Raw genomic sequence first — 15,720 nt, forward strand, 5'->3', positions numbered from 1 at the left:
ATGCAAGCTTTCACTACCATCACCGGCAAGCTGGCACCGCTGCCGGCTGCTAACATCGATACCGATGTGATTATGCCCAAGCAGTTTCTCAAAGGCATTGACCGGCAGGGGCTGGACCGCGGCGTGTTCTTTGACCTGCGCTTTCTGGCCGACGGTGCACCAAACCCTGATTTCATCCTCAATCAGCCGGGCTGGCAGAACGCGACGTTTTTGCTGGTCGGCGCCAATTTTGGCTGCGGCTCCAGCCGCGAACATGCGGTGTGGGGGCTGAATCAGCTGGGCATTCGCGCGATTATCGGCACCAGCTTCGCCGGCATTTTTGACGACAACTGCCAGCGTAACGGCGTGCTGACGCTGAGCCTGAGCGAGGCGGATTATCAGCGTCTGAGCGCGGTGGCCGCCGATGCGCAGCGCAACACCATCAGCGTATCGCTGGAGCAGCAAACCATTCAGTTCGCGGATGAAGTGATTCAATTTACGGTCAGTGCCCTGAAGCGCGAGATGCTGATCGGTGGCGGCAGTGCGGTGGACTGGACGCTGCAATATGAAGCGGATATCAGCCAGTTTGAAGCGCAGCACTTTGCGCAGCGTCCGTGGCTGCAGCGCACCAGGGAGCAACCATGAGTAAGATTATCGATCGCGGCCCGTCGCCGTTTATCGCCGGTTTTACCCTGCAGGATGTGACACTGGATAATGGTGTAACGCTGCGCGTGGCCAGCGGCGGCAAGGGCACGCCCTTGCTGATGCTGCACGGCCATCCGCAAAATCATCTGGCCTGGCGTAAAATCGCACCACAGCTGGCGCAGCATTATCAGGTGATCCTGCCGGATTTGCGCGGCTACGGTGACAGCGACAAGCCCGCCAGTGACGCTGAACATCTGCCGTATGCCAAACGCAGCATGGCGCAGGATATCAGCCAGCTAATCGACGCGCTCGGCCTGCAGCGCGTGGCGTTTGTCGGCCACGATCGCGGCGGGCGCGTCGGGCACCGGCTGGCGCTCGATCATCCGGAGAAAGTCAGCTGCTGCGTGTTTGTCGATATCGCACCCACTGCCACCATGTACGCGCTGACCGATCAGGCGTTCGCCACGCGCTATTTCTGGTGGTTCTTCCTGATTCAGCCGCATCCGCTGCCGGAAACCATGATTGGTCACGATCCGGCGTTCTTTTTGCGTAAACACATTGATGGCCAGCTGAAAACGCCGGGTGCGACCGAACCGGCGATATTCGAAGATTATCTGCGCTGCTATCGGGATCCGGCGATGATCCACGCGGTGTGTGAAGATTATCGCGCCGCCGCCAGCATCGATTTGCAACACGATGCCGCTGACAGCGACCGGCGCATTGCCTGCCCGCTGTTACTGCTGTGGGGCGAAAAGGGCACGGTCGGTCAGCTGTATGATGTGGTGCACACCTGGCAGGACAAGGCGCTGCAGGTGCAGGGCGAGGCGTTACCGTGCGGCCATTCACCGCAGGAAGAGGTGCCAGAGCGGTTTCTGCACTCGCTTCAGCGCTTCCTGGGATCTGTGTTATAACCACGTGGCGTTCACTCACCATGTGCTGTTATGAAAATACTGCTTGCCGGAAAAAGTTATCAGAAGCCGTTACAGGGTTGGCCGTCGATTGAAGACCTGTACGTGTTTATCAGCGTGGCGCGGCATGACGGTTTCGGCCGCGCGGCGATTGAGCTGGGTCAGTCACCGTCTTACATCAGTAAACGCATCGCCATTCTGGAAAAACAGCTGGAGACGCGGCTGTTTTTCCGCACTAACCGCGTGATGCGCCTGACGCCGGAAGGTGAAAAAGCGCTGGAGGGCGCGTTGCAGGTAGTGCAGGAAATGGATGGCTTTCTCAATAATTTCCGTCAGTGGCGCGGCGAGCTGACCGGGGAAATTACCGTCGGCTGCTCGTTTGGTTTCGGTCAGGACTATTTGTCAGATGCGGTTTCGGCATTTATTCACCAGCATCCGTCGCTGAATATTAAACTGATGCTAAGCGATCGGGCATTCGACCTGCTACAGAGCGGCACGGATGTGGAAATCTGCGTTGGCGACGATCTCAATCCTTCCTATATTGCCCGCCGGCTGATTGCTAACCGGCGCATTTTATGTGCCGCGCCGGCGTATTTATCCCGCGCCGGTATGCCAGCCTCGCTGGATGCGTTAATTCATCACAGCTGTCTGATCATTAATGAGCGCGATAATTCATTTGGTAACTGGGCACTGACCAATGGCGAGCAGCAGGTGTTGTGTCGCCTGAACAGCCATTACTCTTCCAATAGCGGCAAGGTGATTCTGCACTGGGCGTTGCAGGGGCATGGTATTGCGCTGCGTTCAGCGTGGGATGTGGCGCCGTATCTGGCGACGGGCGAGCTGGTGGCGGTATTACCGCAGTGGTATCAGGAAGCCAATATCTGGGCGGTGTATACGCAACGCGCCGCAGAATCGCAGCGTATTAAAGTTTTTCTCGATTTTCTCGCCGCCTATTTTAATGAAAAAAGCCTGCCAGAAATGACGGGCAGGCCATAAACAGAAAAACGCGTTAATCCCGGCATCAGCCGTAAGCCACCTTGTCATTGATGTGATACAGCGTGGCAGTGGCCGCCATCACATGCTGGCCGTCGTGGCCCGGCTCATGTGATTCAACGTCGGTGATATGATAACCGACGGCGCCGGCCGCCTGGGCTTTTTTCACAATGGCGTCTGTTAACTCTTCCATTGACGTGGCCCAGCTTACGGAGGTGACACCCGCCGGATGGATTGAGGATAATTCGCGGTGCGTCAAATCGGCGCGAATTAAAACCGGTTTAACATTTTGCGGCGTAAAAATGGAAATCACATCGTTAATTAACGCTTTCATGGTCTTACTCCTCAAAAATAACAACAGAGCCGGAAGTGAATTAACCGATCCTGAGATCGTTGTTTATTGGTTTATACATTCCGGCAAAGCGCACGGTGAATCATCATGCCGGTAGGGTTAATAAACACCTTTTGAGGTTATGCGTTTTAGCTTTAATTGCTAATCAGATGTTAAGAAAAGTTCCGCCACAACTCCGGTAATGTTTCGCTAATATTTTTTCATCTGCTTACATTTGCCATTAAAAAAGTCGGTGCGTCATATGCGGGCAAATCCAGCCATCCGTGGCCCTGCAGCTTAAAATTCGCGCTGGCCGCCCAGTTCGATCACCCGGTTGGGCGGAATATGAAATTGCTCATGGGCGCGCAGCGCGTTGCGCTGGCAGAAGTGAAAAATCCCGCCGCGCACCCGCGCCAGACCGCGGCGTTTTTTCATCACCAGCGTATCGTGCGCGGTAAAAAATGACGCTTCATTCACCGTGCAGCCAAAACCTTCCAGTCCACACAGATGCAGAATCTCGGCCATCGACGGCACTTCACGCCAGCCGTAAGCGGCAGTGACCTGCCAGAACGACGGCGACAATTGCGTAATGCTGATGCGCTGCTGGTTATAGACGCGCGGCGTATCAGTGGTGCGGATATGCAACAGCACCACGCGGCGGTGCAGCACGCGGTTATGCTTGAGGTTGTGCAACAGCGCCTGGGGAATTTCAAACTCTTTACGCGCGAGGAAGATGGCGGTGCCCTCGACGCGGTTCGGCGGATTGCTCTCCAGCGATTTTACCAGTGCCAGCAGGCCATCCTGGTCGTTATTCAGACGACGAATCAGGCGGTTACGCTCGCTGCTCCAGATCAGCATCAATCCCATCATGGTCAGCGCCAGCAGCACCGGCACCCAGCCGCCGGACAGCAGTTTCATCAGGTTGGCGATGAACAGCGGCACGTCGACCACCAGCATACACAGCAGGAACAGCAGCGCCAGCGGCAGCGGCCAGCGCCAGTTGCGCAGTGCCACCACGCCCGCGAGGCAGGCGGTGATTACCATGGTACCGGTCACCACAATGCCGTAAGCCGAGGACAACGCGGACGACTGACGGAAAGCCAGCACAATCAGCATCACGGCGGTGAACAGCAGCCAGTTCACCACCGGAATGTAAATCTGCCCGGACTCGGTATGCGAGGTAAAAATGATGCGCATCGGCGGTAAAAAGCCCTGGCGAATGGCCTGATGCGTCAGGGTATAGACGCCGGAAATCACCGCCTGCGCCGCGATGACCGTGGCCAGCGTTGACAGCACAATCAGCGGAATCTGCGCCCAGCCGGGAGCCAGATTAAAGAACGGATTGTTCAGCGCCTGCGCATCGGCGATCACCAGCGCGCCCTGGCCGAAGTAATTCAGTATCAGCGCCGGCATGGCGATCACCAGCCAGGCGAGACGAATCGGTGCTTTGCCCAGGTGACCCATGTCGGCATACAGCGCTTCCGCGCCGGTTACCGCCAGCACCACCATGCCCATTGCCGCGAGCGAGAGCGCTTTGTGGCTGAGCAGGAAGGTCAGCGCATAGGACGGACTGAGCGCGTGCAGCACTTCCGGGTTGAGCAGAATACCGCGTATGCCAAGTGCGCCGATGGCCACAAACCAGACAAACATCACCGGGCCAAACACCCGGCTGACCTTTTCCGTGCCGTGTTTCTGAATAATGAACAGCAGCGCGAGAATGGTGAGCGCCAGCGGCACCACATATTTTTCCAGCCCGGGCGAGACCACCTGAATCCCTTCAATGGCCGACAGCACCGAGATGGCCGGGGTGATCACGCCATCACCGTAGAAAAATGCGCCACCAATCAGACCGGCCAGCACGATGATATGACCGGCTTTGCGGCCAACGTTGCGGCGAGCCAGCGACATCAGGGTGAGAATGCCGCCTTCGCCGTCGTGGTCGGCGCGCATCACGAAGCAGACATATTTCAGCGTGACGATGAGCGTCAGCGCCCAGAAGATCAGCGACAGAAAGCCCATCACCGCCAGCGCCGACGGCGCGCCGTCCGGCAAAATCGACAGACATTCTTTCAGGGTATACAGCGGGCTGGTACCGATATCACCAAACACGATGCCGGCGGCGGCCAGCATGCCAGCAGGCAGAGACTGTTTCTCTGATTGACTCATACATTTCCTGTTTTTTCAGGGAGAAAGGGCGAGCGCCATCAACCGCACTTGCGTGTCGCAATCACCCACTTTTATGCTGGCGAAGATAGCGTTTCAGTGGCGTAATCGGTAGGGGTTGGCGTTTTTTTGTACGCGATTTTTATACCAATCGGCCAAATTTTTACGCCATTTTTACACCGCTGCGGCTTTTTCAACCTGAAGTGTAGACGATTCAGACAGCAGCAGAAGCGGGCTGACTGGCAGAAATGGGATGGGGGAGCGCAGATAGCGAGATGATTAAAAATGCAGGAAATAGCGATGCTAAGACTTTGTACCAAAAATTATATCCGTACCCTCCGACCGCACAATATGTAGCGGCGCGATTTATCGCGCTAAGTTAAACATTTCATAGTTGCCGGAATGCGCAATGAATTGCGCCGCTACGATCCGTGCGGCATTGTATTTCGGCACCACCATCCTGCACACATTGTAGCGGCGCGATTTATCGCGCTGAGTGAAACACCTCACAACTGCCGGAATGCGCAATAAATTGCGCCGCTACGATCCGTGCGGGATTGTATTTCGGCACCACCATCCTGCACACATTGTAGCGGCGCGATTTATCGCGCTGAGTGAAACACCGCACAACTGCCCGAATGCGCAATAAATTGCGCCGCTACGATGGGTGCGGTAATCCTGTTCCTGCCTGCATCAACAGGCAGGTAATCCTTACCAACCCTTAATAATATCGCCTTTATAAATCTCGTTGGCTTTATCCAGTACCGGCTGGGACTGGAACGCTTCTTTCAGCTTCTGCACGTTCGGGCTGTCTTTATTATCTTCGCGCGCCACAATCGCATTCACGTATGGCGACGCTTTGCCTTCCATAAACATCCCGTCACGCGAGGCGGATAAATTCACCAGCGCGGCAAAGTTATTATTAATGATCGACAGATAAACCTGCGGATCGTCCAGCGTGCGCGCCAGCTGCGGCGTATCCACTTCCACAATCTTCAGCTTTTTTGGGTTGTCGGTGATGTCCAGCGTGGTCGGCAGCAGACCGGCTTCGGGTTTCACCTTCAGCAGGCCCTGCGCCTGCAACAGCAGCAGGCTACGCCCCAGGGTGGTCGCTTCGTTAGACACGGTCACGGTAGCGCCATCCGGCAGATCCTGCAGTGACTTAATTTTGCGTGAATAACCGGCAATCGGGAACACGAAGGTATTGGTCACGACGGCAAATTTATACCCGCGCTCTTTGGACTGCATCTCCAGATAAGGCAGGCTCTGGAACGCATTGACATCCACATCTTTATTGAACAGCGCTTCGTTCGGCTGCACGTAATCGTTAAACGCCACCACATCAACATCGAGCTGATATTTATCGTGTGCCACCTGCTTCACGGTCTGCCACAGCGCCTCATCCGGTCCGGTATTGATCGCCACTTTGATTTTGTTGTCGTTGTGGTTGTCACAGGCGCTGAGCAGGGTGACAGAGGCCGCCAGCAGGGCGGTAAGCCATGTTTTTTTCATTGTTTGCAGGTTTCCTTATGTTTGCAGGAAACCGACTATAGTATACGTCCAGACGTCTGTACATCCGTGCGCGGTGCGATCGCCTGTTATTTATCCAGCGCGCCTGTGTAAGCGCTACGGCTGTGGATGCTGCAGACAGGCCAGATAGCGGCGGCCCGACTGCTGCACCGCCTCATCGGCACGCGCGAGAATTTCGCGGCCGGCAAACGCGCCGTACAGGCGCATAAACTTCACGTCCTGCAACCGCTGCAGCATGACTGTCACCGTGGCGCCGGCCAGCGGTAACATATTGGGATAGCTCCACATGAACGAAACCGCACTGGCACCGGGCGTTACCTGCAAAATATCGCCGCTCAGCAGCACGCCGCCGTCGTGCGACCAGTGCAGCACCGTGCCGCCGGCAAAGTGGCCGCCCAGACATAACAGCCGCACGCCCGGCAGCAGATCACAGCTGTCGCCGTGCCAGGGCTGCAGACGGGGCGATGCGCGCATGATCCACTCGCTGTCGCTGGCGTGCAAATACACCGGCGCGTCGAACGCGTCGGCCCAGTCCTGCATGGTGCTGTAATAGTGGGGATGGGAGATGGCGATGGCGTGCAGGCCGCCGAGCGCACGCAGCAGCGTGACGGTGGCGTCATCCAGATGCGCGATGCAATCCCACAGGATATTGCCGTGCGGCGTTTGCAGCACAAAGGCGCGCTGGTTGATGGCAAAATCCGGTACGGTTTGCAGGCTGAGCAGCCCGGGCACCAGCTGTTGCCACTGGTTTTGATGCGAGGCGCGCAGCGCAGACTGATCGATCCACTGCTGCCCGCCAGGCGGCACAAACTGGCGTTCATCCTGACAAATGCGACACTGCGTAAGGGCAGGTTGCTGCTGCTGATAAGACGTGCCGCAGGCGGTACAAATGGTGATCATGGCTTCTCCTCACAGTCTGGTGAGGATCAGTGTAGGCAAGGTACGAGGTTAGCGCGCGACGTCCTGCTGTGGCTGCAGCTGATAAATCCACGCCGTCCGCTGCTGGCCGTCGGTCGTGGTGACCTCAACCGGCACCCGGTCGTAGCCATCTTCAAACTCATCCAGCATCGGCCAGTGCAGCGCCAGCCGGTCCGAGATGAACAGATAACCCGGCACGCGCGCGCCGTGCTCATCAAGTACGATGCCGGGAAAATCAGCGGCCGCGCCCCAGCCGTTGGCATAGTAAGTGCCGGCGACTGTCCCTGCCAGCCACTCACCGCCGATGTTTTCCAGGATATGCGCATTGCACTGGCCCGGCTGCAGCGTGCCGTAAACGAAAAGCGTGTTCATTTTCCCTCGTAAAATCATGCAAAAGCGCTACTTTACCTGCCTGCTGCCGCCCTGTCATCCGCCAGAAGAAGGCCACACCGGCAGCGAAATTCTGCGTTACCGGTGGTGCGATGGCTCGTAATGTGAGGACGCGCGCGGCATAAAACGGTTAACGTAGCCGCAGATGTTTACCGGTGCTGCCAGCCAGCTTTCTCTTTTTCGAGGTATCCGCGCTATGTTGAAGGGTTCCAGCCTCTGCCGGGGTGCAATCAGGGAGTATCCGTACTCCGCTCAGTTTGATGGCAAAAAGTTTCGCAATGTCCAGCCGCGTCAGTCGCTGAGCTTTGGCGACTACCGCAAAATGCTGTGGGATTTCCTGTTCAATAAACCGAAAGATACCCAGCCACCGGCCGCGCTGCCGGTGAAGCCCATCACGGCCGCCGCGCTGGCACAGGCCGCGCCCACCAGCGTCTTTCGCCTCGGCCACTCTTCGCTGTTGCTGAAGCTCAATGGCCAGTTCTGGCTGACCGATCCGGTGTTCGCCGAGCGCGCCTCGCCCTTTAAGCGACTGGGACCAAAGCGATTTCAGCCAGCGCCGATTGCCGTGGCCGATCTGCCGCCGATCGAAGGCATTATTTTGTCGCACGACCATTATGATCATCTCGATTACCACACCATCATGCAGCTGAAAGATCGGGTGAAGCACTTTCTCACACCGCTCGGCGTCGGCGATTTGCTGATTAAGTGGGGCGTTGCGCCGGAGAAAGTCATCCAGCTCGACTGGTGGCAGTCGCGGGATATCGGCGGCATCCATTTTGTCGCGACGCCGTCGCAGCACTTTTCCGGACGCGGCCTGTTCGACAGCAACAAACGGTTGTGGTGTTCGTGGACGCTGATTTCTGATCAGTTCCGCCTGTTTTTTGGCGGTGACTCCGGTTACTTCGACGGTTTCAAAGCGATTGGCCGGAAATACGGTCCGTTTGATGCGGCGTTTCTGGAAAACGGCGCTTACGATGCGCGCTGGGCCGACATTCATATGCTGCCGCAGGACACGCTGCGCGCGTTTCAGGACCTCAACGCGCGCTGGCTGTTTCCGATTCACAACGCGGCTTTTGATTTAGCTTTTCATCGCTGGGACGATCCGTTTACCCAAATCGTCCAGCTGGCGGCAGAGCATCAGGTTGCACTGTGTCTGCCGATGCTGGGCGAGGGCGTCGATCTGTTACAGCCGCAGCCCACCGCGGCCTGGTGGTAAAGCACACAACCCGATGGCCGTTTGGCTATCGGGTCGCGCTGGTCATGCCGTGAGTTCGTCGTACAGGCTGCGCAGCCGGGTGCGCAGAAACAGAACCGCTTTATGTTTGCGCGACAGCAGCGCCTGCACGCTGTCGCCGCTTTCGGCGGCCAGATCCTGATAGCTGAAGCCGAGCAGCTCGGTCTTTTCAAATACCTCGCGCTGCGCAGCAGGCAGTTCCGCGAGCGCATCGTCCAGCTCTTCCCACAGCAGCGTCTTCAGATACTCATCCTCCGGCGTCTGCGCCACGCCAAACAGCGTTTCGGCAATTTCATCCTCGGGAAAATCCTCGTCTCCGGCGGCGTTAAACAGCGAGAGCTCGCGTTTTTTTCGTGATCGATCGGTGATCTCGTTGCGCGCGGCGCGAAACAGCCAGGCGCTGACGTTCTCCACCGGCTGTTCCACCTGCAGCAGTTTCCAGCTGATCTCCTGCAGGATATCTTCGGCCTCATCGTGCCGCTCGCTGCGGCCGCGAATAAAGGCGCTGAGCTTAGTGCGGCAGGCGCTGAGGGCCGCCAGCAGCCGCGAATCCTGCGCCATGCTGTTTACTCTGCATCCGGGGATTTGGCGGGCGCATCGTCCGCGGGCGGGCGCGGATCGTCACGCTGGCTGCGGCGATCGTGCCAGTCACAGCGTCCGCCATGATGACCACGGCCGCCAAACCGCTCGCGCCGCTGCTGCATAAAGGCTTCACGCTGCTCCGGCGTCATCTGCATCCAGCGTTCATGCATGCGGCGACGCGCCATGCCAAACATACCGGGATGGAAGCCCAGCCCGCCAAACAGGATGCGACACAGCACCAGCAGTCCCAGCGCCTGCCAGAAGCCAATACTTTTTACGCCGGTCAGTTCCGGCAGTAGCGCATTCCACAGCGACATCACCAGCAGGCCAAGGGCAGCAAACAGCACCACGCCGAGCAGCAGCGGTTTCGCCATACGGTGATGAACAAAGCGGTGACCACGGGGATGCTGATGCCTGTCAAAATCTCTCATTGGGGTTCCTCATTACGGTGATAAACAGGGTTGGTGATGAGGTAGACGAATCAGCGATGAAAATATTGCTGAAAAAATGAAAAAAGTGCGCGCTGCACGCCAGGCCGCTGGCTTGACTTCTTCCCTGCCTGCCAGTAGGTTGACCGATCTCTGTTGTTCTACCGGATTGCGTTATGACTGCCCGTTCCTCTAAAGCCCGCGAAATCATGGCCTGCACCCGCCAGCTGCTCACCGCCGGCGGCTATAAAAGCTTTAGCTATGCCGATATTGCCGCCCAGGTGGATATCCGCAAGGCCAGCATCCACCACCATTTTCCCGGCAAAGCCGATTTGGTGAAAGCGGTGGTGGAGGAATATCGTGCTGAGGCGCAGGCGGGCATGCAGGCGATGGATGAACAGATCAACGATCCGCTGAACGAAGTGAAAGCCTACGTCGATTACTGGGCGCACTGCATTAAAGAGGGAACTTCGCCTTTCTGCATCTGCGCGATGCTGGCGGCGGAAATGCCCACGCTGCCGCCGGATGTCGCCACGGAAGTCAGCGGCCACTTCAGCGATCTCTCCGGCTGGTTAGCGCGCCAGCTGAGCAAAGGCGCCGCCAGCGGCGTTTTCCAGCTCAGCGACAGCGCTGAAAACGAAGCCAAAACGCTGATGGCCAGCGTGCACGGCGCGATGCTGGCGGCGCGGGCATTTAATAACGCCGGGATGTTTGAGCAGATTACTCATCCGCTGCTGCATAAGCTGATCAAAAACGCCTGACGGCGCGCATCAGTGCGTGCCGGCCTGGGCGGATGTGGTTTGCTGACGCAACGAGGCTTCCATCCTGTCCACCAGCGTTAGCGCTTCCCGTAAATGCAGCAGGATAATTTCCCTGTCTTCCTGCATTTCCGCCAGCTCTTCCAGCATTTCGCACTGCTCCGTCAGCTGACGGATGCCGGTGACGCGCAGCGATCCGGTGATGCGATGAAACAGGCTGGCGGCAGCCGCGAGATCGCCGCTTTGCACCACGTCAATTGCCTGCGTCAGATCGGTGCGTGCTTCATTAATCACGATGTCGAGAAAATCCGCGATCGCGCCGGGGCTGTTGGGCATATATTTCTCGATTTCGGCAATATCCACCCAGTCAGAAAAATCATCACCGACCGACAGCGTGCTGGCGCTGTGAATCTGGCTCAGAATCGTGGTTAACTGCGCCAGCTTAACCGGCCGGAACACGCACTCGTTCATGCCCGCTTCGAGGCAGCGCTGGCGCTCGGACTGCTGCGCGTTGGCGGTGATACCGATGATGTAGGTGTGTTTATCTTCCCGGCGGATGTTGCGCGTCATGTCCAGACCGTTCATTACCGGCATATTGCAATCGGTAATGATCACGTCCGGCTTCTGCTGCCGCCACTGCGCCAGGCCTTCTTCACCGTTGTTCGCTTCGCGGAAACTATGACCTAACAGCGTCAGCTGACGCGAAATCAGCAGGCGGTTGGCCGGATGATCGTCAATGATCAGCACATTCAGCGCGACCTGCGGCGCAGCGGGCAACGGTTCCGCGACCGGAGACGGCAGCGGGGTAGCGATATCACGCACGCTGACCGGCACGGCGACGTTGAGCACGGTGCCGACGCCGGGTTCGCTCTCCAGAGAAATGCTGCCGCCCATCAGGCGGGTAATCTCCTGGCAGATAAACAGGCCCAGTCCGGTGCCAGCGTTATCCGACAGGCCCGCCTGTTCGAACGGGCGGAACAGCGCATTTTGCGCCGCTTTATCGATGCCGCGTCCGGTATCGGCCACCTGGATCCGCAGCTCGGTATGGCTCTCCAGCGGCGTCAGACCCACCGTCACCTTCACTTCACCCTGATCGGTGAACTTGACGGCGTTACCGACCAGGTTAGACAGCACCTGGCGTACGCGACTGGCATCGCAAAACAGATCGTCATCGCCGACCGGCAGCATCAGGTTCAGGTTGATGCCTTTTTGCCGCGCCAGGCCGTCGAAGGCACAGATCACCGGGCGCACCAGCGCATGCAGGCTAACCCACTGCGGCTGCAGCGTCATGCGTCCCGACTCAATTTTCGCCATATCCAGAATATCACCGACGATATCCATCAGGCTGACCGCCGCTTCGTGCGCTACGCGAATTAGTTCGGTATCGGCGCGGCCTTCCTGCGTCTGCAGTTCCAGCAAGCCAATCACCGCGCTGAGCGGCGTGCGAATTTCATGGCTCATGGTGGCGAGGAAGTCGCTTTTGCTCTGGCTGGCCAGCTCAGTGGCTTCGCGCGCCAGCGAAAGATCTTCCAGCAATTGCAGGTAGTCGGTGACGTCCTGCCAGCCGCAAATCAGCCCGCCGCTGCCGACTTCATCGCCGGTGTACGACGTCATCCAGTGACGGATATGGCGCTTCTGCCGCCCGTCATCGATAACAAATTCCGCCTCTTCCGGAATGTCGCCAGGCTGGATGTTTTTGTCGATCTGCTGCCATACGTGATAGAGCGGATGGCGACAGTCATACAGCGAATAGCCCAGATGGGTTTGCTCTTCCGGAGTGAAAAACTGGGTAAACGCCGGATTGGTGTGCACGATCATCCCATCCAGCGAGGCCACATAAAACGGCCGCGGCGGACCATTGATCAGGCGATCGCGCAGCTGAATTTCCTGGCGCAGCAGCGCTTTGGTGCGTCGCGTGCGTTTGACCTGCCGCATCAGCAACACTGCCCAGACAAAGGTGACGGCGATGATGGTGGCTGCGCCCAGCGCGCCGACATAAAATTCTTTGCGGTACAGCTTCCAGGTGTCGAAATGCGCGGCGGGCGTGGCCTGCCAGTGGGTTAATACATCGGTCATCATGCCAGCCGGAATCGCTGCCAGCGCTTTGTTCATGATGTCCTGCAGTTCCGGCTCGCTGCGGCTGATGCCAAAGGCGATAGCCGCTTCCTGCGCCGGTTTCAGCTCGGTTAAGCGAAGTTTGCCGGGATACAGACCTTCGGAGAGATAGCGCGCGCCCACCAGCGTATTAATGGTGGCGTCGGTTTGCCCATCCGCCACCCACTGCATCGCCAGGCTGGGATTGCCAACATAATCGACTGACACATCAGGATATTTTTTCAGGAACCAGTGGGAGGCATCCTGCTCGCGCACCAGCGCGGCGCGTTTTGGCGGTGCATCCTGCGCGGCGGTGTTGGTCACCAGCACTTCCGGCGTGAACATAAACGGTGTGGTCATCAAAAAGTCACGGCTGCGCTGCTGGCTCCAGATCAGCGGTGCGGCAATCGTCACATCGCCGCGTTTCATCCGCGCGGTCAGATCGCGACTGTCGCTGATCTCAACAAAGTTGAAGCTCAGCCCGGTGCGCATTTCAATCAGGTTGAGTAACTCCGGCACGATGCCGGTGATTTCGCCCTGCGCGTTTTTGATAAAGAACGGTGCCACCAGGTCCGTGACCGCCATGTTGATTTGGCTGTGCGTCTGCAGCCAGGCCTGCTCGGTGGGCGTCAGTGCCAGCGGCGTGGTGACAAAACGCGTGATATTAGCGATATCCCAGCGTGCGGCAATGATCTCACCGGCCGCGTGGCGCTGCAGGGCGTCAAATGCAATGCGCATCGCCCGCGCCAGCACGTGTTCTTTGCTGTTGACCACAAAGCGATACGGCGAACTGAGATCGGGCAGAATGTGATCGATGGTTAGCGTATTCAGATAGTTGCGTTCAATCAGGTAATAGGCTTCCACCGCCGGCACATCGGCATAGGGCAGGGTGCCCATCGCGACCTGCGGCAGCTGGCTGTAAGGAGATGTTATCGCCGGGCCGGGTAAAAACTCCTGACCGGCCAGCGGGTTACTGCTGCTGCGCACCACCCGAACCGGACTGGCTTTCAGCGCGGTTACGCTGATGGTGTCGTTAACATGCGCCGGGACCGCTTCACCGGCCGGCACAAATATCATATCCAGCTCTTCGCGCGCCAGCGCGGCAAAGGCTTCGGGCGCGGTGTCGTAATGTTTGACGCGAAAACTGATACCCAGGCTGTGCAGCGCAGCGTAAGCCGCATCGGGAATGTAGCCAAACACTCTTCCCTCAGGATTGGTGCGCAACATCGGTGGCCGATCCGGCCCATAGATGCCAATCACGCTGTCGCGCTTTTGTCCCAGCCAGTGCCAGTCGCTGTCATTGAGCATCGGCGCGGGCATCGTCGGCAAATCGTTGGGCTGATAGTTAAGCTGCTGCACCGCCGCGCGCAGTGGGGCGACCAGCAGCAGCGCGCAGCACAGCGTGCACAGGGAAAAAAGTCGCATCAGTTAATCTGGTTCCGGCGAGTGAAATCGAGTAAATCCTTTTGATTTTTCAGCGATAACTTTTCCATCAGTCTGGCTTTATAGGTGCTGACCGTTTTATTGCTGAGTTTCATGCGGCTGGCGATTTTAACAATCTCGGTGCCTTCGCCGAGATAGCGCAACACTTCATATTCGCGGTGCGATAACAGCAATAGCTTGTCGCTATCCTGCACCATCTGATCGCTCTCCGCCTGATGACTCAGGCGCAGCGGGAAAAAACTATAGCCGGAAAGCATCGCGTCAACGGCTTGTACCAGGTCGTTCAGATTGTTCTTTTTACTGATAAAACCATTGGCACCGGCTTTTTTACTCTTATAGGCGTAAAATTCCGCGTTTTTCCCGCTCATGACAATCACCGGAATTAATGAGCCCGCGGTGCGAAGATTCCTGACCGCTTCAATACCATCAATGCCGGGCAGATCTATATCAATAATTGCCGCATCGGCGCCATTCTCTTTGATCAGGCTAAATATATTGTCGCCATCAACAGCCTCTGCTGAAACACGATGCCCGGCATTTTCCAGCACCAGTCTTATCGCCACGCGCACAATGGGATGATCATCAACAATAACAAAGTTAGCCATGCGCACTGCCTTTCTCTTAATTAAACTGAGTACGCTCGTTCAAAAGCACACTTATATAATGTCATCTTAATCAACTCAAGATCATTCTGTACATGGGCATTTATTTTTAAATGTAGTCCATAACTTACAGCTGATTACTGGCTGTCTTATTTACAACGATAAAATCTCGCCTGCGACTTTTCTGCTTAGCATAAAGATTATTCACTAAGGATAAACGGCGCGAATTTATTAAACTTAAGTGCTGAAGATTAAAGGTTCGTAAGTTTTTAAAAAGTTAACATGGCAACAGAGGGTGGCAAGGTTAGCGCTTTAATAACAGCGACTTACCGTAACCCTTTAAATGTTTGATGTTATGGGTAAGTTATGAGATCTGCATCAGATGAATTATTTGATAAATAAATTATCCGTTGTTGTTGTATTTAGGTGAAAAGCCGGACGTGCAGTAATTCGGGTAAATGAATAAACGCTGAATTAACCACGCTGCATTGCAGGTTGCAAAGGGAGACGTGGCGTTTATTCTCTGCGCACTCAGGTTGCGCTGATGCATTGTTTTTGAATTATTTAAATTTCAAGGTGAGTAAACCTGTAGTCCTCAGCCTACAGCGTAACCTGATGGTTTTTATTTGTCTGGCGATTGGTTTTGAGATAGGTCTTAAAGAGGTCAAGACCTGTCTCAACGTTAGAATTCAGCCCAATCCCGTAGCTTTAATTATTTTGCG

Annotated in this window: 14 protein-coding genes; 5 read left to right on the plus strand and 9 right to left on the minus strand. The window is 56.7% G+C overall.

Features of this window, described 5'->3' with window-relative positions; all coding sequences use genetic code 11:
- From leuD to C1Y43_RS05105, 3 genes are read left to right on the plus strand one after another with little or no spacing between them, the layout of a single operon-like run.
- A complete protein-coding gene (leuD, locus tag C1Y43_RS05095; protein WP_104187252.1) occupies positions 1-624 on the plus strand; it encodes a 3-isopropylmalate dehydratase small subunit in 624 nt (207 codons plus the stop codon).
- Positions 621-1,535 carry an alpha/beta fold hydrolase gene (locus C1Y43_RS05100; protein ID WP_104187253.1) on the plus strand — a complete coding sequence of 305 codons (915 nt, stop codon included), beginning with the start codon at positions 621-623 and terminating at the stop codon, positions 1,533-1,535. Before leuD ends, C1Y43_RS05100 begins: the two co-directional genes overlap by 4 nt.
- A 30-nt stretch (positions 1,536-1,565) precedes the next feature.
- On the plus strand, positions 1,566-2,528 hold the full coding sequence (locus C1Y43_RS05105) for a LysR family transcriptional regulator (protein WP_021509484.1): 963 nt from the start codon (positions 1,566-1,568) through the stop codon (positions 2,526-2,528).
- A gap of 25 nt (positions 2,529-2,553) precedes the next feature.
- Here C1Y43_RS05105 and C1Y43_RS05110 read toward each other — a convergent pair whose 3' ends face one another.
- From C1Y43_RS05110 to C1Y43_RS05130, 5 genes are all read right to left on the minus strand, one after another.
- A complete protein-coding gene (locus tag C1Y43_RS05110) occupies positions 2,554-2,859 on the minus strand; it encodes a DUF1471 domain-containing protein (protein WP_021509483.1) in 306 nt (101 codons plus the stop codon).
- A 294-nt stretch (positions 2,860-3,153) separates the two neighbouring features.
- Complete coding sequence (kup, locus tag C1Y43_RS05115) at positions 3,154-5,022, minus strand: low affinity potassium transporter Kup (protein WP_058770127.1); 1,869 nt, start codon at positions 5,020-5,022, stop codon at positions 3,154-3,156.
- Positions 5,023-5,730: 708 nt separating this feature from the next.
- Positions 5,731-6,531, minus strand: a complete 801-nt coding sequence (locus C1Y43_RS05120) for a MetQ/NlpA family ABC transporter substrate-binding protein (protein ID WP_104187255.1) — start codon at positions 6,529-6,531, stop codon at positions 5,731-5,733.
- Positions 6,532-6,645: 114 nt separating this feature from the next.
- Complete coding sequence (locus tag C1Y43_RS05125) at positions 6,646-7,449, minus strand: MBL fold metallo-hydrolase (protein ID WP_104187257.1); 804 nt, start codon at positions 7,447-7,449, stop codon at positions 6,646-6,648.
- A gap of 48 nt (positions 7,450-7,497) precedes the next feature.
- Positions 7,498-7,839: a gamma-glutamylcyclotransferase family protein gene (locus C1Y43_RS05130; protein WP_058770129.1), complete on the minus strand. Its 342-nt coding sequence runs from the start codon at positions 7,837-7,839 to the stop codon at positions 7,498-7,500.
- A gap of 214 nt (positions 7,840-8,053) precedes the next feature.
- Here C1Y43_RS05130 and C1Y43_RS05135 point away from each other — a divergent pair, with 214 nt between their 5' ends.
- A complete protein-coding gene (locus C1Y43_RS05135; RefSeq protein ID WP_104187258.1) occupies positions 8,054-9,073 on the plus strand; it encodes an MBL fold metallo-hydrolase in 1,020 nt (339 codons plus the stop codon).
- Between the two features lie 42 nt (positions 9,074-9,115).
- On the opposite strand, the gene C1Y43_RS05140 is transcribed toward C1Y43_RS05135, so the two are convergent.
- On the minus strand, positions 9,116-9,652 hold the full coding sequence (locus C1Y43_RS05140) for an RNA polymerase sigma factor (RefSeq protein ID WP_088517637.1): 537 nt from the start codon (positions 9,650-9,652) through the stop codon (positions 9,116-9,118).
- Positions 9,653-9,657: 5 nt separating this feature from the next.
- Positions 9,658-10,104 (minus strand): hypothetical protein, encoded by a 447-nt coding sequence (locus tag C1Y43_RS05145; RefSeq protein WP_031280103.1) that lies wholly within the window; start codon positions 10,102-10,104, stop codon positions 9,658-9,660.
- Positions 10,105-10,277: 173 nt separating this feature from the next.
- Between C1Y43_RS05145 and C1Y43_RS05150 the strand changes: the two genes are divergently transcribed.
- A complete protein-coding gene (locus tag C1Y43_RS05150; RefSeq protein WP_088517635.1) occupies positions 10,278-10,862 on the plus strand; it encodes a TetR/AcrR family transcriptional regulator in 585 nt (194 codons plus the stop codon).
- 9 nt (positions 10,863-10,871) lie between these two features.
- Here C1Y43_RS05150 and C1Y43_RS05155 read toward each other — a convergent pair whose 3' ends face one another.
- On the minus strand, positions 10,872-14,378 hold the full coding sequence (locus tag C1Y43_RS05155) for a response regulator (RefSeq protein WP_104187260.1): 3,507 nt from the start codon (positions 14,376-14,378) through the stop codon (positions 10,872-10,874).
- Positions 14,378-15,001: a response regulator gene (locus C1Y43_RS05160; RefSeq protein WP_104187261.1), complete on the minus strand. Its 624-nt coding sequence runs from the start codon at positions 14,999-15,001 to the stop codon at positions 14,378-14,380. Before C1Y43_RS05160 ends, C1Y43_RS05155 begins: the two co-directional genes overlap by 1 nt.
- Between the last annotated feature and the right edge of the window lie 719 nt (positions 15,002-15,720).

It is taken from the genome of Pantoea sp. ICBG 828 (assembly GCF_002928355.1).
Taxonomy (GTDB): Bacteria; Pseudomonadota; Gammaproteobacteria; order Enterobacterales; family Enterobacteriaceae; genus Pantoea; species Pantoea dispersa.

Bases quoted from the DNA above. Each gene is read 5' to 3' on its own strand.
- leuD (WP_104187252.1), top strand. From the start codon at position 1: ATGCAAGCTTTCACTACCATCACCGGCAAGCTGGCACCGCTGCCGGCT.
- C1Y43_RS05100 (WP_104187253.1), top strand. From the start codon at position 621: ATGAGTAAGATTATCGATCGCGGCCCGTCGCCGTTTATCGCCGGTTTT.
- C1Y43_RS05105 (WP_021509484.1), top strand. From the start codon at position 1,566: ATGAAAATACTGCTTGCCGGAAAAAGTTATCAGAAGCCGTTACAGGGT.
- C1Y43_RS05110 (WP_021509483.1), bottom strand. From the start codon at position 2,859: ATGAAAGCGTTAATTAACGATGTGATTTCCATTTTTACGCCGCAAAAT.
- kup (WP_058770127.1), bottom strand. From the start codon at position 5,022: ATGAGTCAATCAGAGAAACAGTCTCTGCCTGCTGGCATGCTGGCCGCC.
- C1Y43_RS05120 (WP_104187255.1), bottom strand. From the start codon at position 6,531: ATGAAAAAAACATGGCTTACCGCCCTGCTGGCGGCCTCTGTCACCCTG.
- C1Y43_RS05125 (WP_104187257.1), bottom strand. From the start codon at position 7,449: ATGATCACCATTTGTACCGCCTGCGGCACGTCTTATCAGCAGCAGCAA.
- C1Y43_RS05130 (WP_058770129.1), bottom strand. From the start codon at position 7,839: ATGAACACGCTTTTCGTTTACGGCACGCTGCAGCCGGGCCAGTGCAAT.
- C1Y43_RS05135 (WP_104187258.1), top strand. From the start codon at position 8,054: ATGTTGAAGGGTTCCAGCCTCTGCCGGGGTGCAATCAGGGAGTATCCG.
- C1Y43_RS05140 (WP_088517637.1), bottom strand. From the start codon at position 9,652: ATGGCGCAGGATTCGCGGCTGCTGGCGGCCCTCAGCGCCTGCCGCACT.
- C1Y43_RS05145 (WP_031280103.1), bottom strand. From the start codon at position 10,104: ATGAGAGATTTTGACAGGCATCAGCATCCCCGTGGTCACCGCTTTGTT.
- C1Y43_RS05150 (WP_088517635.1), top strand. From the start codon at position 10,278: ATGACTGCCCGTTCCTCTAAAGCCCGCGAAATCATGGCCTGCACCCGC.
- C1Y43_RS05155 (WP_104187260.1), bottom strand. From the start codon at position 14,378: ATGCGACTTTTTTCCCTGTGCACGCTGTGCTGCGCGCTGCTGCTGGTC.
- C1Y43_RS05160 (WP_104187261.1), bottom strand. From the start codon at position 15,001: ATGGCTAACTTTGTTATTGTTGATGATCATCCCATTGTGCGCGTGGCG.